Source organism: Streptococcus oralis subsp. dentisani (assembly GCF_002860905.1).
GTDB classification, from domain to species: Bacteria; Bacillota; Bacilli; order Lactobacillales; family Streptococcaceae; genus Streptococcus; species Streptococcus oralis_BA.
Genome location: NZ_PKIG01000001.1, coordinates 105,358 through 129,101, shown reverse-complemented (window position 1 = coordinate 129,101; position 23,744 = coordinate 105,358). Strand labels below are relative to the sequence as shown.

The 23,744-nt window shown below is 40.5% G+C and carries 15 protein-coding genes; 13 read left to right on the top strand and 2 right to left on the bottom strand.

The genetic code is table 11. The annotated features are described in order from the left end of the window. Positions 1-8: 8 nt before the first annotated feature. Positions 9-1,193 (bottom strand): CDF family manganese efflux transporter MntE, encoded by a 1,185-nt coding sequence (mntE, locus tag CYK16_RS00645; RefSeq protein ID WP_060805851.1) that lies wholly within the window; start codon positions 1,191-1,193, stop codon positions 9-11. A 307-nt stretch (positions 1,194-1,500) separates the two neighbouring features. Here mntE and CYK16_RS00640 point away from each other — a divergent pair, with 307 nt between their 5' ends. The 5 genes from CYK16_RS00640 to yaaA all read left to right on the top strand — a co-directional run bounded on the left by CYK16_RS00640 (position 1,501) and on the right by yaaA (position 7,477). Continuing rightward, positions 1,501-4,197, top strand: a complete 2,697-nt coding sequence (locus CYK16_RS00640; protein ID WP_060805850.1) for a cation-translocating P-type ATPase — start codon at positions 1,501-1,503, stop codon at positions 4,195-4,197. A gap of 112 nt (positions 4,198-4,309) precedes the next feature. Next, positions 4,310-4,720, top strand: coding sequence for a peptide deformylase (locus tag CYK16_RS00635; RefSeq protein ID WP_060805849.1), 411 nt, complete (start codon positions 4,310-4,312; stop codon positions 4,718-4,720). An 11-nt stretch (positions 4,721-4,731) separates the two neighbouring features. Next, a complete protein-coding gene (locus tag CYK16_RS00630) occupies positions 4,732-6,327 on the top strand; it encodes a hypothetical protein (protein WP_060805848.1) in 1,596 nt (531 codons plus the stop codon). 178 nt (positions 6,328-6,505) lie between these two features. Further along, entirely contained in the window at positions 6,506-6,670 is a 165-nt protein-coding gene (locus CYK16_RS00625; protein ID WP_060805891.1) for a YczI family protein, read from the top strand. A 78-nt stretch (positions 6,671-6,748) separates the two neighbouring features. Next, on the top strand, positions 6,749-7,477 hold the full coding sequence (yaaA, locus tag CYK16_RS00620; RefSeq protein WP_060805847.1) for a peroxide stress protein YaaA: 729 nt from the start codon (positions 6,749-6,751) through the stop codon (positions 7,475-7,477). 125 nt (positions 7,478-7,602) lie between these two features. On the opposite strand, the gene CYK16_RS00615 is transcribed toward yaaA, so the two are convergent. After that, positions 7,603-8,151 (bottom strand): NADPH-dependent FMN reductase, encoded by a 549-nt coding sequence (locus CYK16_RS00615; protein WP_060805846.1) that lies wholly within the window; start codon positions 8,149-8,151, stop codon positions 7,603-7,605. 386 nt (positions 8,152-8,537) lie between these two features. On the opposite strand from CYK16_RS00615, the gene CYK16_RS00610 reads away from it, so the two are divergent. The 8 genes from CYK16_RS00610 to ssbA all read left to right on the top strand — a co-directional run bounded on the left by CYK16_RS00610 (position 8,538) and on the right by ssbA (position 23,716). Further along, positions 8,538-9,734 carry an MFS transporter gene (locus tag CYK16_RS00610; RefSeq protein ID WP_060805845.1) on the top strand — a complete coding sequence of 399 codons (1,197 nt, stop codon included), beginning with the start codon at positions 8,538-8,540 and terminating at the stop codon, positions 9,732-9,734. Positions 9,735-9,919: 185 nt separating this feature from the next. After that, positions 9,920-10,408, top strand: coding sequence for a cell wall elongation regulator TseB-like domain-containing protein (locus tag CYK16_RS00605; RefSeq protein WP_060805844.1), 489 nt, complete (start codon positions 9,920-9,922; stop codon positions 10,406-10,408). Further along, positions 10,405-11,592, top strand: a complete 1,188-nt coding sequence (locus tag CYK16_RS00600; RefSeq protein ID WP_060805843.1) for a pyridoxal phosphate-dependent aminotransferase — start codon at positions 10,405-10,407, stop codon at positions 11,590-11,592. Before CYK16_RS00605 ends, CYK16_RS00600 begins: the two co-directional genes overlap by 4 nt. Further along, entirely contained in the window at positions 11,585-11,950 is a 366-nt protein-coding gene (locus tag CYK16_RS00595; RefSeq protein WP_057487070.1) for a VOC family protein, read from the top strand. The genes CYK16_RS00600 and CYK16_RS00595 overlap by 8 nt, the downstream gene beginning before the upstream one ends. Positions 11,951-11,968: 18 nt before the next feature. Then, positions 11,969-13,312 (top strand): asparagine--tRNA ligase, encoded by a 1,344-nt coding sequence (gene asnS, locus CYK16_RS00590; protein ID WP_033677725.1) that lies wholly within the window; start codon positions 11,969-11,971, stop codon positions 13,310-13,312. Between the two features lie 564 nt (positions 13,313-13,876). Further along, positions 13,877-22,780: a mucin-binding protein gene (locus CYK16_RS10825; RefSeq protein WP_257960375.1), complete on the top strand. Its 8,904-nt coding sequence runs from the start codon at positions 13,877-13,879 to the stop codon at positions 22,778-22,780. Positions 22,781-22,943: 163 nt separating this feature from the next. Then, entirely contained in the window at positions 22,944-23,234 is a 291-nt protein-coding gene (rpsF, locus tag CYK16_RS00555; RefSeq protein WP_001151778.1) for a 30S ribosomal protein S6, read from the top strand. 11 nt (positions 23,235-23,245) lie between these two features. Continuing rightward, the gene (gene ssbA / locus CYK16_RS00550; RefSeq protein ID WP_000609606.1) at positions 23,246-23,716 is read left to right on the top strand and encodes a single-stranded DNA-binding protein SsbA; all 471 of its coding nucleotides are present in this window, start codon (positions 23,246-23,248) and stop codon (positions 23,714-23,716) included. Positions 23,717-23,744: the final 28 nt, after the last annotated feature.

Genomic DNA, 23,744 nt, shown 5'->3' with positions numbered 1-23,744 from the left:
GGATTTCTCTATTCTTTTTTGGTTTCCTGGTGGAAGATATTTTGCCAAGTTTCGTGGCGACGCCAGATACTGGTGTGGATGATACCATCTAACTCATAGCTGATGAGTTTGGTCTTTTGACTGATGGAAGTGATTTGGATGTCCTTGATAGCTGAATTCAAGTCTTTTTCGGCTTTATAGGCCTCTTTATCCATCTGTTTTCCATTTTGGCGAATATAAACAAAATCGTCAGCCAAGAGTTCTTCCAGTTGATTTCCTTGGTCAATCAACTGTTCACGCATAAGCAATTTTTTATAGACATTGTCTAAAACTTCATCTTCAGGGATAGGTGCTGGCTCGATATGGACATCGGTATCAAAGACTCCAAAACGTTCCTCCAGCATAGACTCGACCTGATCCGCAATTTCATGGCTTTCAAAAACAGACAAGTCAGGATTCATTTCTAGTGTAATATCAAGGTAAATGTTGCTACCGTAGGTGCGCCCTCTTTGGGACTTGACCTTGCTGATTTTGGGAATTTCCATAATGGCTTTTTGGTAATCTTCCAGTAGACGGTCATCAAATCCATCTGAAAGACTAAAGGAAGACTCGATGAAGATATCATAGGCAGTCTTCAAGATAAAGAAAGTGATGATGATAGCAACCAGTTTATCCACAATAGGATAATTGAAACTGCTCGCTAGGATGGCAATGGTAGTACCAAGTGAGGTGACAGCATCAGAAAGATTGTCCTTGGCGGCAGCCTTCAGTGCCTTGGAGTTGGATTTCTTACTGAGACGAGTATTGTAGAGATAGACCACAAACATGATTGCTGCAGACATAATTCCTAGAGTTGAACCAAGAGGATCAATAACCGTTTCTTCACGACTGAGAATCTTTTGAATGGTATCCCTTAGAACATCAAAGCCAACATAGAACATGATGATGGAAGTGATTAAGCTAGCCAAATCCTCAATCTTCCAGTGGCCAAAACGGTGGTCTCGGTCAGCAGGTTGGCGTGCCATTCGAATCCCAATCAAGAGGGCCACATTTCCAATGATATCCGATACGTTGTTAAAACCATCTGCTACCAAACTGGATGAATGGAGGAGGTGCCCAGTTGCTAATTTGGCTGCAGACAAGATCAAATAGGTTGAAATGCTGATAATGGCCCCACGCTCAGCTAACTTGAGATTTGAGATAGATTGCTTCATTCAACTTCCTTTCTAGTCACATAGCATTCTACCATTATACTGGTTTTCAAGAGAAAATTCAAACAAGGCAGTTTTTACTCTTTGAAAACTTTTCAAAATTTGGTATAATAGAACTACTCAAGGGAGTAGCTGGCAGAAACCTGTGATAGTGTCGTCATTCCGAATTTTATACTGAGAAGTATGCTTTCCGGCCCTATCTTAAACAGCGAGACTTGTTATGATTAACAGGTCTCTTTTTGTTTGTCGTGAAAAGATGCGATGAGGGAAAAGAGAGTCTGTTTTGCACACAATGTCAAGGAGGAGACACATGTCAAAAGAACAAAAACGCCAAGCGTTTTATACTCAGAGTCCTGAAGAGGTCTTGAATGCTGTAGATGCGACCGAGCAAGGTTTGTCATCAAGTGAGGCGGAAAAGCGCCTTGCAGAATTTGGCCACAATGAACTCGAAGAAGGCGAGAAACGATCAATCCTGGTCAAATTCATCGAGCAATTTAAGGATTTGATGATTATCATCCTAGTTGCGGCAGCAATCTTGTCAGTCGTGACTTCTGGTGGGGAAGATATCGCAGATGCCATTATCATCTTAGCCGTGGTAATCATCAACGCTGCCTTTGGTGTTTACCAAGAAGGGAAAGCAGAAGAAGCAATCGAAGCCCTCAAATCCATGTCTAGTCCAGCTGCCCGCGTTCTTCGTGATGGGCATATGGCGGAGATTGACTCTAAAGAATTGGTACCAGGTGATATCGTCGCTCTCGAAGCTGGTGATGTAGTACCTGCAGACCTACGTTTGCTAGAAGCCAACTCTCTTAAAATTGAAGAAGCAGCTCTTACAGGTGAGTCTGTTCCAGTCGAAAAAGACTTGACAGTCGAGCTTGCGACAGATGCTGGTATTGGTGACCGTGTCAATATGGCCTTCCAAAACTCAAATGTGACTTATGGTCGTGGTCTTGGTGTTGTTGTCAATACAGGGATGTACACTGAAGTTGGTCATATCGCTGGCATGCTCCAAGATGCGGATGAGACAGATACACCACTTAAACAAAACTTGAACAACCTTTCTAAGGTCTTGACCTATGCAATTTTGGTCATTGCCCTTGTTACTTTTGTAGTTGGAGTCTTCATTCAAGGAAAAAATCCACTTGGTGAGTTGATGACCTCTGTTGCCCTTGCTGTTGCAGCCATTCCAGAAGGTCTCCCAGCTATCGTAACCATCGTTCTTGCCCTTGGTACTCAAGTTTTAGCCAAACGAAACTCTATCGTTCGTAAGTTGCCAGCTGTAGAAACCCTTGGTTCAACTGAAATCATCGCTTCTGATAAGACTGGTACGCTGACTATGAACAAGATGACAGTCGAAAAAGTCTTCTACGATGCAGTCCTACATGACTCAGCTGATGACATTGAATTAGGTCTTGAAATGCCCCTACTTCGTTCAGTTGTCTTGGCCAATGATACGAAAATCGATGTGGAAGGCAACCTGATTGGTGACCCAACCGAAACAGCCTTTATCCAATATGCCTTGGACAAGGGCTACGATGTTAAAGGTTTCTTAGAGAAATATCCTCGTGTAGCTGAATTGCCATTTGACTCTGAACGTAAGCTCATGTCAACGCTTCACCCATTGCCAGATGGTAAATTCCTTGTAGCAGTCAAGGGTGCGCCAGACCAACTTTTGAAACGTTGTGTTCTTCGTGACAAAGCTGGAGATATTGCTCCGATTGATGAGAAGGTTACAAACCTCATTCATACAAATAACTCTGAAATGGCCCACCAAGCCTTGCGTGTCCTTGCAGGTGCGTATAAGATTATCGATAGCATTCCAGAAAACCTCACTTCTGAAGAGCTTGAAAATGATTTAATCTTTACTGGTTTGATTGGGATGATTGACCCTGAACGTCCTGAGGCAGCTGAGGCTGTTCGTGTGGCTAAGGAAGCTGGCATTCGTCCAATCATGATTACGGGTGACCACCAAGACACTGCAGAAGCTATTGCTAAACGTTTGGGAATCATTGACGCAAACGATACAGAAGGACACGTTTTAACTGGTGCTGAACTCAATGAACTGTCAGATGAAGATTTTGAAAAAGTAGTTGGTCAATACTCTGTTTATGCCCGTGTGTCTCCAGAACACAAGGTTCGTATCGTCAAGGCTTGGCAAAAACAAGGTAAAGTCGTTGCCATGACAGGTGACGGTGTCAATGATGCGCCAGCTTTGAAAACAGCCGATATCGGTATCGGTATGGGAATCACTGGTACAGAGGTTTCTAAGGGGGCATCTGACATGATTCTTGCAGATGATAACTTTGCGACTATCATTGTTGCAGTTGAAGAAGGACGTAAGGTCTTCTCAAACATTCAAAAGACTATTCAGTATTTGCTTTCTGCCAATACTGCTGAAGTATTAACCATCTTCCTATCAACCTTGTTTGGTTGGGATGTCTTGCAACCAGTTCATCTCTTGTGGATTAACTTGGTAACGGATACCTTCCCAGCTATCGCTCTTGGTGTTGAACCTGCTGAGCCTGGTGTCATGAACCATAAACCACGTGGACGCAAGGCAAGCTTCTTCTCAGGTGGTGTTTTCAGTTCTATCATCTATCAAGGTGTACTCCAAGCAGCTATTGTTATGAGTGTTTATGGACTTGCCCTTCTTTACCCGGTTCACGTGGGTGACAATCATGCCATTCACGCAGATGCCCTAACTATGGCCTTTGCAACCCTTGGTTTGATTCAGCTCTTCCATGCCTACAATGTCAAATCTGTCTACCAATCCATCTTGACAGTTGGCCCATTCAAGTCTAAGACCTTTAACTGGTCCATCTTGGTATCCTTCATCCTTCTCATGGCAACAATCGTCGTAGAACCGCTTGAAGGAATCTTCCACGTAACCAAACTAGATTTGTCTCAATGGGGAATCGTTATGGGCGGAAGCTTCTCAATGATTATTATCGTCGAAATTGTTAAGTTTGTTCAACGTAAACTCGGTTTTGACAAGAATGCGATTTAAAAAAGTCATCTTCGGATGGCTTTTTGCTACAGTTGAGGGAAAGGGCTTGCAGTTATCGGCTTTTGTGCTATAATTGCTATAATATAGTAAAAAACAAGAGGAGTGTGAGGAAGTGGAAAAGAAAATTGTGAAGGATATTTTGTTTTTATCTCAGGTATCTCAGCCGGCAAGTCAGGATGATCTGTATCTTGCCAGAGATTTGCAGGATACACTCTTAGCAAATCGTGATACCTGTGTTGGTCTGGCTGCCGATATGATTGGGGTGCAGAAGCGCGTGATTATCTTTAATCTTGGCTTGGTTCCTGTGGTCATGTTTAACCCAGTGCTCCTGTCCTCTGAAGGAGCTTATGAGACAGAGGAAGGTTGTTTGTCCTTGGTAGGTGTGAGACCTACTAAGCGTTATGAAACCATAAGGGTGTCCTATCGTGACAGCAAGTGGCAGGAACAGACCATTACCTTGACAGGTTTCCCAGCTCAGATTTGCCAGCATGAACTGGATCACTTGGAAGGACGAATCATTTAGGAGGAAAATAAATGAAACGGATAATCTTTGAACTTATTTTTATTGCAACGACCTGGTATATCTTTTTACCGCCTCTTAATCTGACCAGCTGGGAATTTCTCTTTTTCCTCTGTGGACATTTGCTGGTTGTGGCAGTCTTATTTGGCTTTGGCAAGGGAATCAATCTGGTTAAAACGGTTCATGTGCGCCACGGCAAGGCAGAAGCTGCCTTAAATCTAGAGGGTTTCAAAATCAATCGGTTAGGGAAAATCCTTTTAGCTTCTATTGGAGGAATTCTTCTCTTGGCAGCCTTGGTTTCCTTGGTAACTTCTAGCATTTTTCAGGCTAAAAATTATGCCAATGTAGTCACGGTGACGGAAAAAGACTTTTCTGAATTTCCTAAGACTGACACCAGTAAGGTTCCTATCTTAGATAGAAGTACTGCTGAAAAAATAGGTGACCGCTACTTGGGTTCCCTAACAGATAAGGTGTCGCAGTACGTAGCGGCAGATACCTATACCCAATTGACAATTGATGGGAAGCCTTATCGGGTTACGCCACTAGAATACGCAGATCCTATCAAGTGGTTTAATAATCAAGCCAAGGGAATCGGCGAGTATATCAAGGTGGACATGGTAACCGGGAATGCGGACTTGGTGGACTTGAAGACACCAATCAAGTATTCGGACTCGGAGTATTTTAACCGCGATGTCAAGCGTCACCTGCGCTTGAAGTACCCAACTAAAATCTTCAGGACTCCATCTTTTGAGGTGGACGATGAGGGCAATCCTTTCTATGTGGCTACAGTTTACCAAAAGCAATTTGGGCTTGCGGTTCCTCGTCCTGTTTCAGTCATTATCTTGGATGCCACAAATGGAGAAACCAAGGAATACAGCTTGTCAGATGTTCCAGAATGGGTGGACAGGGTCTATCCAGCTGAGGAAACTATCCAGCAAATCAACTACAACGGCAAGTACAAGGACGGTTTCTGGAATGCCATGATTTCCAAGAAAAACGTGACCCAGACTACCAAGGGCTATAATTACTTGTCTATTGGTAATGATATTTACCTCTACACAGGTGTGACATCGGCCAATGCAGATGAAAGTAATCTTGGTTTCATTCTTGAAAATATGCGAACAGGAGAAATCACTAAGTACAACTTGGCTTCTGCGACCGAAGAATCAGCCCGTGAATCAGCCGAAGGTGCTGTTCAGGAGAAATCCTACAAGGCAACCTTCCCAATCCTCATCAACCTCAATGACAAGCCTCTCTACATCATGGGCTTGAAGGACAATGCTGGTTTGGTCAAAGAGTATGCTTTGGTAGACGCAGTCGAGTACCAGAATGTCATCGTAGCTACGACAGTGGAAGAACTGCTCAGCAAGTACGCCAATAAAAACGACCTTGAAATTGACAATGCAACAACAGAAAGCATTAAGGGGGTGGTGGCAGACCTCAAATCAGCTGTTATCAAGGGCGACACCGTCTACTTCTTTAAAGTTGATGGCAAGATATACAAGGTTAAGGCCTCAGTATCAGATGACCTTCCTTACCTTGAAAATGGTAAAACCTTCGAAGGTCAAGTAGGAAAAGACAACTATCTCAAGAACTTTAAAGTACAGTAATACTCTTCGAAAATCTCTTCAAACCACGTCAACTTTATCTGCGACCTCAAAGCTGTGCTTTGAGCAACCTGCGGCTAGTTTCCTAGTTTGCTCTTTGATTTTCATTGAGTATAAAAAAGCTTTATTTAAGAAGTATATGTTATAATAAGGTAAATTAAGACTAATGGAGGACAAACAAATGGGTTTTTATGTGATGGTTGCTTCAATGCTACTCGGACTGCTCGCTTTGAGGATAGGTTTTTCTCAGTTCAAGGAGAAAAAAGATAAATTCTTATCTATCTTAACAAGCTTAGCTGGCATAGCCCTTGTTCTCGTGGCTGTCTGGTTAGGATGGCCAAAATAACCAGAGAAACCTCGGTCAAACCGAGGTTTTTCAGATGAATTTCTTGGTAGTGGCTAAAAAATATGCTACACTATTAATATGAAAATTTTAATCCCAACAGCAAAAGAAATGAACACAGATTTGCCAAGTATTGAAGCCGCTCCTTTAAAACCAGAAAGTCAGGCCGTGCTGGATGCCTTGGCCCTCTATTCTGCTAGTCAATTGGAGAGTTTTTACAAGGTATCAGCTGAGAAGGCGGCGGAAGAATTTCAACATATTCAAGCTTTAAAAAACAAAACTGCTCAACACTATCCAGCCTTGAAACTTTTTGATGGGCTTATGTACCGTCATATCAAGCGAGACAAACTGACCGAGGCAGAACAAGCCTATCTTGAAAATCATGTCTTCATTACCTCGGCTTTGTACGGTGTTGTTCCAGCCTTGTCGCCTATGTCCCCTCACCGTTTGGACTTTTTGATGAAGTTAAAAGTCGCTGGTAAGACTTTGAAGAGCCATTGGAAGGCAGTCTATGATGGAGCTCTGATGCAGGAAGAAGTGATTTTCTCTCTCTTGTCATCCGAGTTTGAGACTGTATTTTCTAAGGAAATTAGAGAAAAGATGGTGACCTTCAAATTCATGGAGGATAGAGGTGGGCAGCTGAAGATTCATTCAACCATTTCTAAGAAAGCGCGTGGTGCCTTCCTAACAGTCCTGATAGAAAATCAAGTGCAGACGGTGGAGGAAGCTCGTCGCTTAAGCTTTGCAGGATTTAACTACCGAGAAGATTTGTCACAGCCACAGGAATTGGTTTTTGTTAAGGAAGTATAGAAAATAGATATTTTGTATTTGGTAATATGTATCATCAGCTATTTTAGTTTATAAATGAGAAAAAAGCGAACAAGCTAGTCTTCTGAGTGTCAGAAAAGTAGTCTTGTTCGCTTTTATTATGTTAGTTACTTGATAGCATTGACCAAGTCTTGAGCTTGTTTTTCAAGTGAATTTAGGACTGTTTCTTCTAGAACCAATTTTCCGTCTGCCCAAGCAGAGTCATTGACACGTGCAGCAGTGAAATCACCAACGACTTGTGTACGGATAAATGGCAAGAGGTCTTTGTAAATAGCGAAGAGTTGATCGTGACCTGCATTGGCTACAGATGATACGGTGACAAACTTGTCTTGAAGAGCAGAAGCACCACGTGTATCAGACAAGTCAAGGGCTCGAGATAGCCAGTCAAGCAAATTTTTCACTGTTCCAGGGATAGAGAAGTTGTAGACTGGAGAGAAGATCCAGATAGCATCCGCAGCGAGAACCGCTTCACGAGCAGCAGCTACAGCTGGGTGAGTTGGAACTTCTAAATCTTGGCTGAAGAGAGGAAGGGTTGAATAATCAAGGTAGCTAACTTCTGCTTGACCATCAAGTGCTTTCTCAGCTTCGAGAGCCATTTGGTGGTTAAAAGAACCTTGACGTAGTGATCCGACGATAAATAATACTTTTTTAGACATGATGTGCCTCCTTTTTCTTAATTTCCGAGAAGTCTCTCGTTGTTATAAAATATATTACAACAAAACAAAAGGACTTGCAAGAAATTTGCTCAAAGATAATTAAAACTATAAAATTGTAGAAACTCTAATCACTTGCGACTGGAATGCATTTGATTTTCGAAGAGTATTCTAACATTCTCTTGTAATATGATGACATAAGTGCTAAAATAAACAAGAAAACTCGCAATAGAAACCGCAGAACAGCTATTTTCCGATATCATTTCGTAAATCATTAAAGGAACAATAGTGGCATTGAAGAATGCTTCTAAAAAGGGGTGGAGATCATGTAAGACACGCATTAACAAGTGACGGACAAAAGAAATAATACGCTTGTTAAAGGAGAAAAAATGTTAATAAGAAATTATCGGAAAAATATTGGCCTGATGGCCGGAGTTGAGTTTCTTGCTTTTTTAGGGATTACCAGCTTTTGGATTCTCTTTCTCAGTCAAAACGGCATGTCTCTTTGGCAGATTGGGCTTCTGGAAAGTATCTTTCATGCGACCAGTCTTCTCTGTGAAATTCCATCTGGAATGTTAGCTGATCGTTATTCCTATAAGACCAACCTTTATTTAAGCCGAATAGCAGGGATTGTGTCTTCCATTCTCATGTTGGCTGGGCAGGGAAATTTTTGGATTTATGCACTAGCGATGGCGGTAAGTGCCTTGTCTTATAATTTTGATTCAGGCACAAGCGCAGCAATGGTTTATGATTCAGCCGTGGAAGCTGGACTCAAGGAGCGTTACTTATCTATTTCAAGTTTTATGTCAGGAGTGTCAGAAGGAACTCGGTCTTTGGGGACAGTGTTGGCGGGATTTTTTGTCCATGGTCAATTGCACCTGACCTACTATATCATGATTGCGACTTCTATCATAGTTCTTTTCCTGATTTGGATGCTGAAAGAGCCTAGTGTCAAGCTAGAAAAAGCTGATAGTGTGACTATGAGACAGATTATTTGGACTGTTAAGGATGAGTTGAAGCGAAATCCCATGCTTTTCAACTGGATGATTTTGTCTCAGATTGTCGGAGTACTCATGTGCATGTTTTATTTTTACTATCAAAATCAGTTACCAGATTTAAGTGGTTGGCAAATTTCAGCAGTTATGCTACTTGGTAGTCTCTTAAATATCGTCGCAGTCTATCTAGCGAGTAAGATTGGAAAGAACTATGCCGCCTTGAAGCTTTTCCCTATCCTCGTCCTGCTGACTGGAGTCACCTATATGCTGTCCTACTTTGGAACACCTCTAATCTATATTTTGATTTATTTGATTAGTAATGCTCTATATGCTCTTTTTCAGCCGATTTTTGACAACGATTTGCAAGAGCGCCTTCCAAGTGAAGTAAGGGCAACCATGCTGAGTGTCTACTCTATGATGTTTAGCCTGAGTATGATTGTCTTCTTCCCACTGACAGGGTGGTTGATTGACCATTTAGGCTTTGTAGTAACATTTCTTTATCTAGGATTCTTTTTAGTCTTGATTAGCCTTCTATTGCCTGTATTTTTAGGAAAAATGGCTAAAATAATGGATGATAAAGTGATTCCATAGATCAAAAAAATTACGAAAACTTGAGTACTAAGCTCAGGTTTTTTAATAGGTTGATTTTGGAGCTGTCTTTACTTTTCTTGCTCGGTTTTAATCAAGAAAAATCGGTTTGCTTTGAAGTAAGAAATAATATAGGTTTGTTCTTGCATTCACTTGTAATAAAGCCCAATAGATGGTAAAATAGACGAGTGAAAAAAAGACAAAATAAAGCAAAAAATAATCTACTGTGGCAGTATGGTCTAGGGATGACGATTTTGCTTGTGGTTATCAGTGCTTCCTTTCTGTATCTGGTTTCTCTCGGCATGAAACCCTATCAAACAGCTAAAAGTGAAGGAGAAAAATTAGCTCAGCAGTATGCAGGATTAGAGCAGGCTGATCAGGTTGACTTATACAATGGCTTGGAATCCTATTATAGCGTTCTTGGTCGTAATAAAAAACAAGAAGCACTTGCTGTCCTGATTGGAAAAGATGACCATAAGATTTACGTTTATCAGCTAAATCAAGGTGTTTCACAAGAAAAAGCAGAAGCGGTTTCTAAGGAAAAAGGAGCTGGCGAGATTGACAAAATTACCTTTGGCCGTTATCAAGATAAGCCAATCTGGGAAGTCAAGTCAGGCTCTGATTTTTATCTAGTAGATTTTGAAACAGGAGCATTGGTCAATAAGGAGGGCTTATGAAACTATCCAACCGTGTTTTAGAAATGGAAGAAAGTGTCACTTTAGCTAGTGATGCAAGAGCAAAGAAGTTAAAGGCTGAAGGAAAAGATGTACTTTTCTTAACTTTAGGTCAGCCCGATTTCCATACTCCCAAAAATATTCAAGATGCAGCTGTTGCAGCCATTCGAGATGGACGTGCTTCTTTCTATACGGTAGCTTCAGGTTTGCCTGAGTTAAAAGCAGCAGTCAATACCTATTTTGAGCGTTATTATGGTTATTCCGTAGCGGCCAACGAAGTCACATTTGCTACCGGTGCTAAGTTCTCACTCTATACTTTCTTTATGGCTGTGGTCAATCCAGGTGATGAAGTCATCATCCCAACCCCATACTGGGTTAGTTATGGAGATCAGGTCAAGATGGCAGAAGGCGTTCCCGTCTTTGTTCAAGCTAAAGAAGACAATGATTTTAAAGTCACGGTGGATCAACTAGAACTAGTTAGGACAGATAAAACAAAGGTTTTGGTTCTCAATTCACCATCTAATCCGACTGGTATGATCTATACTCGTGAAGAATTACTAGCTATCGGAAATTGGGCAGTTGAGCATGACATTCTGATTTTAGCAGATGATATATACGGTCGCCTTGTTTATAATGGAAATGAATTTGTTCCAATCTCAAGTCTATCAGAAGCGATTCGTAAGCAAACTATTGTTATCAACGGTGTATCTAAGGCCTATGCCATGACGGGTTGGCGAGTTGGTTATGCGGTAGGTGATCCAGAAATCATTGCTGCTATGAGCAAATTGACAGGTCAAACAACTTCTAACCTAACTGCTGTTTCACAATATGCAACCATCGAAGCCCTAACTGGACCGCAAGATTCTGTGGAAGTTATGCGTCAAGCATTTGAAGAACGTCTCAATACCATCTATCCACTCTTGTGTGAAGTCCCTGGTTTTGAAGTGGTCAAACCGCAAGGGGCCTTCTATCTCTTCCCAAATGTCAAAAAGGCCATGGAGATGAAAGGCTATACGGATGTGACTGACTTTACAACAGCTATTCTTGAGGAAGTTGGTTTGGCACTCATAACAGGAGCAGGTTTTGGAGCGCCAGAAAATGTCCGCCTCAGCTATGCGACAGACCTAGACACGCTTAAAGAAGCAGTTAAACGCCTTAAAGCATTTATGGGTAGTGAGAATGATTGATCATTTTGAAATTAAGGTAAAGGATTTACAAATTTCAGAAGGATTTTATAGGAGTTTTCTCGCTCCTTTGGGCTATAAATTGGCTTTTAAGACTACTTCTCTAATCAGTTTTCTTGCCCCAAACAGCCCTCATCCTGGTGGTGATTTTTGGCTGGCTCAGGGGACACAAGATCCTATTCACTTTGCTTTCTTAGCAGAAAATAAGGAAGAGGTTCAAGCTTGTTATGAGGCTGGCTTAGAGGCAGGTGGGCGAGACAATGGGGCTCCTGGTTATCGCAGTGAGCATCCGATTTACTATGCTGCTTTTGTGATTGACCCAGATGGGAACAATATAGAAGTGGTTTGCCATAAAGAATAAAAAAGAAAAGGAAAAACAATGACAAAACGTGTAACGATTATCGATGTAAAAGACTATGTTGGTCAAGAAGTGACGATTGGCGCTTGGGTTGCCAACAAATCAGGAAAAGGGAAAATCGCCTTCTTGCAATTGCGTGATGGAACAGCCTTCTTCCAAGGTGTGGCCTTTAAACCAAACTTTGTAGAGAAATTTGGTGAAGAAGTAGGACTTGAGAAGTTTGATGTTATCAAACGCTTGAGCCAAGAAACGTCTGTTTATGTGACAGGAATTGTCAAAGAAGACGAACGTTCTAAGTTTGGCTATGAGTTGGATATTACAGACATCGAAGTGATCGGTGAATCTCAAGACTACCCAATCACACCAAAAGAACACGGAACAGACTTCTTGATGGACAACCGTCACTTGTGGCTCCGTTCTCGTAAGCAAGTAGCGGTTATGCAAATCCGTAACGCGATCATCTATGCGACTTATGAGTTCTTTGACAAGAACGGCTTCATGAAATTTGACAGCCCAATTCTTTCAGGAAATGCGGCAGAAGATTCAACAGAACTCTTTGAAACTGACTACTTCGGAACGCCAGCTTACTTGAGCCAATCAGGTCAGCTTTATCTAGAAGCAGGTGCTATGGCTCTTGGTCGTGTCTTTGACTTTGGTCCCGTATTCCGTGCTGAAAAATCAAAAACACGCCGTCACTTGACTGAGTTCTGGATGATGGACGCAGAGTACTCATACTTGACACATGATGAGTCGCTTGACTTGCAAGAAGCTTATGTGAAAGCTCTTCTACAAGGTGTTCTTGATCGTGCGCCTCAAGCCTTGGAAACCTTGGAGCGTGATACAGAACTCTTGAAACGCTACATTTCAGAGCCATTCAAACGTATCACTTACGATCAAGCTATTGACCTCTTGCAAGAGCATGAAAACGATGAAGATGCTGACTACGAACATCTTGAGCATGGTGATGACTTTGGTTCACCACATGAAACTTGGATTTCAAACCACTTTGGTGTGCCAACTTTTGTCATGAATTACCCAGCAGCCATCAAGGCATTTTACATGAAACCAGTTCCTGGAAATCCAGAGCGCGTGCTTTGTGCAGACTTGCTTGCTCCAGAAGGCTATGGAGAAATTATCGGTGGATCTATGCGTGAGGAAGACTACGATGCCCTTGTTGCTAAGATGGATGAACTTGGTATGGATCGTACAGAGTACGAATTCTACCTTGACCTTCGTAAATACGGCACAGTTCCACACGGTGGATTTGGTATCGGTATCGAGCGTATGGTAACCTTCGCAGCAGGAACAAAACACATCCGTGAAGCTATCCCATTCCCACGTATGTTGCACCGTATTAAACCGTAAGAATAGGAAACGCCCATTGTGGCGTTTTTTTTCTATAGAAAGCTCTGGAAACGAAAGGAAATATTATTAGGTATAGTGGATTGAAATAAGATATGAACAGAGAGCTTAGGAAAGTCAAATTAATTTCTAGAAATGTTTTAGAATCCGTAGCGCACTATTTTAGGTTCAATCCACTATATTCAAAATCTTTATAATATGCCGTTTTCGTGAAAATCTTTACTTCGTTTTCCTATAAAATTGAATTTGTGCTAGAAACATACCATTAGTTGTTTAGAATAGAATTTCGTATCTTAGTACATTGATCTTATTGTTTAAAAACTGATGTATGTACTAGTTTCTTCAAGGAAGTATTAGATTGAAACCATAAATATATACAAGCATGAAACTTGAATTAATAATAGTGGAATGATACAATATTAAGTGATATTGATAATTATTGGGCAACCCTTTTTTAAGATGATAACCTCTTGATATTACTAAAAAATTTAAGGGGGGGGGCTTTCTATTTGTCTGGATACTTCAATTCAATATTAAAAAACATGCATAAAGGAGGTTCTAAGTCTAATGAAGGGTAAACAACAAGATTTTAGAACGGAAAAGTATATACGTTACGGTATTCGTAAGTATAGTTTCGGTGCGGCATCGGTAGCGATTGCGGCTGGTTTAATGTTTTTGGGAAATGGAGCAGTTTCAGCTATTGAACAAAATCCAGTTTCAGACTCTAAAGAAAATATTCAAAAAGTAGAAAATTCTTCTCCAGAATTAGGAGAAAGTAATATCCAGTTGGTTGAAAAGACAACTGAAACACTTAAGAAAGAAGAAGTTAAAGTAAATAAGTCACTTCTTGAAGCGAGTATTGCTACTTTAGAATCTAAACTTTCAACTGCTAAGTATGCGGACGCTTCAGTTGTTGCCAATGTTCGTGAAGCTTTAGCTACTGCGAAATCTGTTTTAGTAAATGAAACTGCTAAGCAAGAAGAGGTAAATATTCAAAAAGAGATTCTTTCTTCATTGAAAACAGTTGTAACTGAATCAAATAAACTTGGATTAGAGAAAGAACAGGCTGATAAAGATAAGATAGCAAAAGAAGAAGCAGAAAGAAACGCTACACCAACAGAAAAAGCTCTTTCAGAAGCTAAATCGGCACTCGATAAAGTTTCATCAGAAGCAGATGTAACCAATACACTTGCGGTTACAGAACTTCGTAAGAAGGAAGTAGCCCCAGAGAATCGAGCAGCAATTGAAGCGGCGGTAGCCAAGAACCAAGCTGTACTTAACGAATCAAAAGTACTTTTAGCTGATAAGAGTGTCACAAAGGAACAGGTGGATGCTCAATTAGCTCGCTTAAATGAATCAATTCTTGCGGTTTACAGTGAGCTTAAAAAAGCAGGAATTGGTCGTGATGGGAAGTTTGTTGTAGCGTTGGCAGCACAAGATTTTTATGCTGAAGGATCTACAAGTACTACTCATGCTTCAGAAATAAATGCAACAATCCATACAGGATCAGATACATATACAATTCCACACCAAGAAATTACCCTAACCAAAGGGGCTGGAACTGATACTTCAGGCCTAGAAGTAGTTGTGTATTCTAACCAACGTGATGGTGCTGAAACAAATGCAGGAAATGGACAAACTAGTGCACAAGGTGGTGCAACTGGTCATAATAATAAAGGTCGTGTTGATTATCCTTTAACACCAGAGGCTGCTAAAAAGTTAGCAGAAGAGGCTCCTTTATGGAGAAATAAACTTCGTGCAGATGGTTCAAGGATTTCAAATGCAGCGCTTTCGATCTATTCAGCTAACGGTGGGTATGAATACCTAGCTACTGAAATTTATGGTTATGCATATGAGCAAGGAATTGATCGTGTATATATCAAAGGTTTGAAAGACCGTATTGCTCTTACAGAGACTGCTAAGCAAGCTGGCTGGAGTCTTACTTCTGTAACGCCAACCAACCTTGTTCCTGGTTTAGCATATGATGAGGCTACAGATACTATTCAAGGGGTGGTCTCTGCCAATATTGAAAACGGGGTATATGATTTACGTTTTGATGTAACTGCAAGTCATACTGACGGTCGTTCAGTAACTTTTCGACTTCAGAATTTACGTGCTGGTTGGGTAGGATGGCAAGATACCACGCCTCCTACAATAGAATCTGATTCTGCTCGTTATGAACGTACTGTAGGTGATGATGCGAATATCAATATCCGATTTTATGATGATGCTGGATCAAGTGCGATTCCTAAGGGTACTGCTGGAAACTATAATTATACAACAGCTGAAGGCAAGGTAATTACAGTTCGTAAACAGAATTCACCAGCTGTGACTGGTGTGTCAGGCTATAATACTACAGGAGCGACTTTAGATGATTCTAAAGTGTTGATTCCCGGTACTAACTACAGTCTTTCTGATAGTACAAAAGATGAGCAAGCTAATGGTAGAACCAATAAGGGTAATGCTATTATTGGAGGTAAGGTTACGGAGGCAGGTATCTATACTGTCTCAGTATATGCTAAAGACTATGATAAGTTATCTAGCAATATAACTTGGAACCAATCAGGTCAAGAAGCGCATGCTTCCCTCACAGTTGTGGTGAAACCCAAAGTTGAGGTTCAAAACGTTGAAACTTACTCAACAACAGTTCCTGTTAAAATCTCTAAAGGTGCAACAAGTGCAAAAGTAACGATGCCAGATGGAACTGTAACAAATCTAAAAGCGGTTAAGGGTAAGTGGCTTGTAGATAGTGGTTCAACCAATACAGCAGTTACTGAAGATCAAGAACTAGGTGCCGTAGATTCTAATACTGTCTTTAATATTCCCGTCACATCAGAAGCAACCGCAAAAGTTGGTGTGGATAACATTAAAGTAGAATCATCATCTGAAAATGTTAAGGGAACTTTCCTACGTGAACAAGTTGAATTAACTGGAACTGACGGTCAAAAACACATCGCAAAATTAAATAGTACATCTGGTCATTGGGAACTTCCAGCTGATTATGCTGAAGTAAAGACACCAAATGGTAATGGAACTACAACGTGGACAAAACGCGAAGTGTATACTGAAGCGCAACAAGATGGAGCAATGAAATTCTACATCTATGAGTATACTCGTCAGCTAGATATCAATGGTAAAGTAACAAGTGTTGATACACCAACTCGCCCACTCACTGTATATGCTTCGCAGAATACTAGTCAAGCAGGTGATGGAATGTCAGTAACAATCACTTATGATAAACATTCCAATACTTGGTCTTCATCAGATGGTACAGAAGTGACTGCTACCAAATTGGGTGACAATTCTTGGGAAGTGCTTACTAAATCAGGATTTGGTGGTATCATTAGAGGAACAATTGCAACAAACTCAGATGTTGCAACTGTAGTTAATACAAAACCAACAGCAAGTTCACAGGATTATACGTCTACAAAAGGAACTACGGTTGACCTTCGTAATGAAGCAAAAGCTGCAGTGACAATCTCTGATACAGAAGATACTAAGTACGGTAAAACAACTTACATTACTCGTATTACAGTAACATCTCCTTCAGGAGTTCAGAAGGTTTATGACACTAAACAAGATGCAAACAACTACAATCTTGCTAGTGGTTATACACTGAATGAAGTGGGAGTCTATACAGTAACAGTTGATGTTATTGATAGTAATGGCAATTACACAACAGATGCTACAATAGGTGGAACTGAATCTGGTGTGGATCATGGGGCTGGCTCATCAACAGCTACAACTACTTACCACATTACAGTAACAGACACAATTGAAGGTCACGATGCTACATCATCTGATATCCAAGGAGCTACTCAAACGGGAACACCAACCTTTACTTCTGTAGGTGACGGTTCAACTATTTCACCAAGTGCAACATCACCAGCTAAGTTGGTTGCAACTGACGGTAGTCTAGTTGAGACTTTAACAGTTGTAAATGAGGGAACTTATACAATTGACCCAACAACAGGTGTTGTAACCTTTAAACCACTTGCAACATTCACAGGGACAGCTACTCCAGTAACTGTCAAACTAACTGCAATTCTAGGTACAGATACTAACAATGCTAATATTACTGCAACTGCGACAGCTACATATACACCAACAGTAGTTCCAGTAAAACCAACCGCAGTAGCGTCTCAAACAACTGGACCTCAAGGGAAAGCCCAAACTTCTGCTATTAAGTTTGACGTAGCAGACACAGATGATACAACTGTAAACTTTGCTAAAGGAACAGTTGCTATTGATGCAAATACAACAAAATCTGTTGATCTTAATACAGCATCAGTAACTCTTCTTAATGCAGACGGTGTTGCTGTAACATCTGTAACAGTTGCAAATGAGGGAACTTATACACTGGATACAGCGACAAATGTTATTACTTTCCAACCAGTCGCAACATTCACAGGAACTGTTACAAAACCAGTTAGTGTACGTATTGCGGATGCGAATGGTACTACTGCAACAACTACTTACACTCCAACTGTCACAGATGTCACTATGACAGCTGAAAATGCAGCATCTACAGACGTTCAAGGCAAAACACAAACTGGAACACCAGAATTTGAAACGTCAGATTCATCAGTAACAATTGCGAAACGTCAGTTGCTTGATCCCACAACTATACAACCAACTACTAGTGTTACAATCGCAAATGAAGGAACATACACAATTAATCCAACAACAGGTGTTGTAACCTTCGTACCAGTTCCAACATTTACTGGAGAAGGGACAGGAGTAACTGTTCAAGCAACAGATTCAAATGGTGAGACAGCAACAGCTACTTATAAACCAACTGTAACACCAATCACGATTACTGGTGAAAATGTAACATCTAAGAATATCCAAGGTGAACAGCAGTCAGAAACACCACTATTCTCATCATCAGATGATAGTGCTCCAGTGTCAAATTACAAACTTGTAGATCCAACTACTGGAAATACAACGACTGCAACTTCAGTGACTGTTGAAAATGTTGGAACATATACAATTGATTCAACAACAGGCAAAGTAACATTCAAACCAGTTGCAACTTATACAGGAACACCAGCATCAGTAACAGTTCAAGCATCAGCAACTATTACTAATGAAAAAGGTGAATCAACAGAAATCACAGGTACAGCTGCTTATACTCCAACAGTAGTTCCTGTAGTCCCAACAGCTAAAGAATCAGCTACAGCTGGTAAGCAAGGTCAAGCGCAAACATCACAAATTGTTTTTGACACTCCTGATACAGATGCTACAACTTTGAACTTTGCTAAAGGAGAAACATCTGAAGTATTAGGTGAAGATGGTCAACCAAAATCAGTAGCTCTTGATAAGAGTACTTTGACACTTCTTGATGCGAATGGAAATGCTGTAACTACAGTTACGGTTGATGGTGAAGGAACTTACACTCTTGATAAAACAACTAATGTCATTACATTCCAACCAACTGAAGAATTTACAGGCAAAGCTACACCAGTACGTGTACAAATTGCAGATATCAACGGTACTACTGTAACAACTACTTACACTCCAACTGTTGTTGCTGAAGATGGAACAGTCATTGTTGAGTATAAGGATGAAGAGGGTAATATTATCTCTCCTTCAACAACTCCAGTAAATAACGAAAAAGTGACGACTCCGTTCACGACTGAACCAAAAGAAATTTCTGGTTACACTCTTGTTAAAGTGGTAACAACAAATGGTCAGGTTGATGAAGGTACTAAGAAGGTTTCAGGTAAAGTTACAAATGAGCAAACTACTGTGACATATACTTATAGAAAGAATGTTCAAACAGCAACTATTTCTTACTATGATGTGACAACTGGTGCAGAAGTTGCTATAGATTCAGCTAAAGTTCCAGCAGCAGCTGTTGAGACAGTAGAAGGTGCTTATAACGGTGCTATCGACTTTGTTAATCGTGAAAAAGCAATTGCAGCTCTTGAAAAAGCTGGCTATACGTTAGTAGAAGATGGTTTCATTGTAGCAACGACAGCTGATAAGCTTTTTGACAACGACACAGCGGTGAATCAAAACTTCACGGTAACAGTTAAACAACGTGTGGAACCCGTGACTCCAAATGATGAGAAACCTGTTCCAGGACAACCCGTGGATCCAGAAAATCCAAACTCACCTGTATGGCCAAGTACTGCAGAAAATCTTGAGTTAACTAAAACAGTTACTCGTACAATCAAGTACCGCTACAACGATGAGAATGGTAAAGAAGTAACAGCTGATAAAGTTCAAACAGTAACCTTCACACGTAGCGCAAGCGTTAACTTGGTAACAGGAAATGTGGAATATACTGACTGGTCAGCAGCACAAACTCTTGAGGCGGTAGTTTCTCCAGAAGTAGCTAATTATACTTATGATAAGAAAACTGTTACAAGCCTTGAGGTAACAAATGAGTCAACTGATAGTACAGTGTACGTTATCTATACACCAGTAGCACCAACTACAACACCTGCTACATCAACTGATATCCAAGGTAAGACACAGACAGGTACTCCAACATATAAACATGCTGATGGAACTGAGTTGAAACCAACAACAGATAATCCAGCTAAGTTCGTTGGAACTGAGGAAACAACTATCCCAGCTACTAAGGATGGTAAGACAGTTGGTACATATACAATCGATCCAACTGGTACAGTAACCTTCACGCCAAATAAAGACTTCGTTGGCACACCAGATTCAGCTAAAGTAGTTGTAACAGATCCTACAAATGGTACAACTGTTGAGTCAAGTTACACTCCAACTGTAACACCAGTTACACCAACAGGTGTGGATACAAGTTCTACAGGTCCTAAGAACACTCCTCAATCTGGTACACCAACATTTGTACCTGGTCATAAAGATGTACCAATGGACAATACTGTTCCTACTACATTTGAAGATGGTACAACAAGTAAAACAGTTCCAAACGAAGGAACGTATACTGTTGATGCAACAGGTAAGGTAACCTTCACACCAAATAAAGATTTCGTTGGGACTGCAACAGGAGTAACTATTGTACGTAAGGATACTAATGGCACTGTAGCGAAAGCTAAGTATATACCAACTGTTTATGAAGTGAAGTCTGATACACAAGTTGCAACTGTAACTTACAAAGATACTAATGGAACAATTCTTGGTGAAGTGGATATCCTTCAAGGTGATTCTGGTTCTGAAATGAACTACTCTACTGCAGAACGTATCAACGCACTGAAAAAACTTGGCTACGAACTTGTGTCTGACGAGTTTACAAAAGCTGATGGCAGCAAGCAATCATTTGATAATGATACAAAAGCTATTCAAAAATTTGTTGTTACTGTTCAACCACGCCTTGTTCCAGTTATTCCAAGTGATGTGACACCAGTTCCAGGTCAACCAATTGACCCAGAGGATCCAAACTCACCAGTATGGCCTGAAAGCGTTAAGGAATTGACAACTTCAGAAGAAGTAACTCGTACAATTACTTATGTTGATGGAGATGGTAAAGAGGTTACTACTTCTGTGACTTCATCAGTTAAATTTACTCGTGATGCTAAGGTGAACTTGGTGACAGGTGAAGTTACTTACGGCGAATGGAAAGAAGCTACAACTGATGTTCTTTCTGGTAACAAACTTCCACTTGTTAAAGGTTATATTGCATTAAGTGGAGATATTGAGGCATCTACCAAGGATCAAACTGTTAAGGCTGAAGACAAAGATATCATTCAAAAAGTTGTCTATAAGAAACTTGGAGCCTGGATTCCAAACGTGCCAGGACAAACAAATCCTCCACGTATTGATTATCCAAATGATCCAAACGGTGATCCAACTAAACCGGGTGTACCAACAGAAGATATTGTAATTCCTTATGTTCCAGGTTACATTCCAAGAGATAAAGATGGAAATCCGTTGAAACCAGTTGATCCAGAAGATCCAACTAAAGGTTATGTGCCACCAACATTACCAACTGATCCTAGTCAAGATACACCAATCAACTATACGAAGATTACAACGTCTTATGTGACAGTTGATCCAAATGGTAAAGAAGTATCTATTCCAAATTATCCAAGAGAAGATGGCGAACAACCTAAGAAAGATATCCCAGGTTACCGCTTCGTAGAAACGAAGAAACTGCCAAATGGAGATACAGAACACGTCTACGAAAAAGTAAGTACATTCTTCAAAGATAAAGAAGGCAATGAGATTCCGAACTATCCAAGTGAGCCAGGCACAGTAGATAAGAAAGACATTCCAGAGTACAGATTCGTAGAAACGAAGAAACTGCCAAATGGAGATGTAGAGCATGTTTACGAAAAAGTGAATACATTCTTCAAAGATAAAGAAGGTAATGAGATTCCGAAATATCCAAGTGAGCCGGGCACAGTAGATAAGAAAGATATTCCAGAGTACAGATTCGTAGAAACTAAGAAGCTGCCAAACGGAGATACAGAACACATCTACGAAAAAGTAAATACATTCTTCAAAGATAAAGAAGGAAACGAGATTCCGAAATATCCAAGTGAACCAGGAACAGTAGATAAGAAAGATATCCCAGAATACAGATTCGTAGAAACGAAGAAGCTGCCAAACGGAGATGTAGAGCATGTCTATGAAAAAGTAACAACATTCTTTAAAGACAAAGATGGAAATGAAATCAAAGAAAAAGAAAGTGGTTCAGTAGATAAGAAAGACATTCCAGAGTACAGATTCGTGGAAACGAAGAAACTACCAAATGGAGATACAGAACATGTCTATGAAAAAGTAACAACATTCTTTAAAGACAAAGATGGAAATGAAATCAAAGAAAAAGAAAGTGGTTCAGTAGATAAGAAAGACATCCCAGAATACAGATTCGTAGAAACGAAGAAACTACCAAATGGAGATGTAGAACATGTCTATGAAAAAGTGAATACATTCTTTAAAGACAAAGATGGAAATGAAATCAAAGAAAAAGAAAGTGGTTCAGTAGATAAGAAAGACATCCCAGAGTACAGATTCGTAGAAACGAAGAAACTACCAAATGGAGATGTAGAACATGTCTATGAAAAATTAACACCACCAGCTCCAACACCTTCACCTGTTCCTCAACCAAATCCAGGTAAGCAAAATACAACTACTTGGACTGATGAGAATGGAAATCCATTGAAACCAACTGAGCTAGGTTCTAAAGAACCGGGAACAATTCCAGGTTACGAATATGTGAAGACTGTGACAGGTTCAAATGGAAATATCAGACATATCTTCCGCAAAGTTGAGATGCCAACTCCAACACCGGTTGAACCAGTACAACCAGTTTCTCCACAAGAGCCAGAGACCCCAGAGCAACCAGTGACTCCGGAAATGCCAACAGTACCTGAGCAACCAAAACAACCAACAACACCTAAATATGTTGATGGTCAAAAAGAATTGCCAAATACTGGTACAGAAGCTAACGCTAGTCTTGCAGCGCTTGGACTTCTTGGAGCCCTAGGTGGATTTGGACTTCTTGCTCGCAAGAAAAAAGAAGACTAAAAACTCATAGTTTTTGAGAAGATGATTCGTCATCTTCTTTTTTTATTTCAGAGTTTTTACTTGCGTAAAAAATTTTTTTCTAGTATAATAGTTTATTGTGAGCGAACCTCACTTACCCCTTGCAAAGTCTTGGGGTCATTAGACCAAAAGGAGGAACATATCAATGGCTAAATACGAAATTCTTTATATCATTCGTCCAAACATTGAAGAAGAAGCTAAAAACGCTTTGGTAGCACGTTTTGACTCTATTTTGACTGACAACGGTGCAACTGTTGTTGAATCAAAATCTTGGGAAAAACGTCGTCTTGCATACGAAATCAAAGATTTCCGTGAAGGACTTTACCACATCGTTAACGTTGAAGCAAATGACGATGCAGCTCTTAAAGAGTTTGACCGTCTTTCAAAAATCAACGCTGACATTCTTCGTCACATGATCGTCAAAACTGACGCGTAAGAAGGTAAACTATGATTAACAATGTTGTACTTGTAGGGCGTATGACACGTGACGCTGAGTTGCGTTATACCCCATCAAATGTAGCAGTTGCGACTTTTACTCTTGCAGTAAACCGTACATTTAAGAGTCAAAATGGCGAACGTGAGGCTGATTTTATCAATGTCGTTATGTGGCGCCAACAGGCTGAAAACCTTGCTAACTGGGCTAAAAAAGGCTCACTTATCGGGGTGACAGGTCGTATACAGACTCGTAGTTACGATAACCAGCAAGGACAACGTGTCTACGTGACAGAGGTCGTGGCTGAGAATTTCCAAATGTTGGAAAGCCGTAGCGTGCGTGAAGGTCATACAGGTGGAGCTTACTCTGCACCAACTGCAAACTATTCAGCACCTACAAATTCAGTACCAGACTTTTCACGTGATGAAAATCCATTTGGAGCAACAAATCCATTGGATATTTCAGATGATGATTTACCATTCTAATGGACAACTAAAATTATAAAGGAGAAAA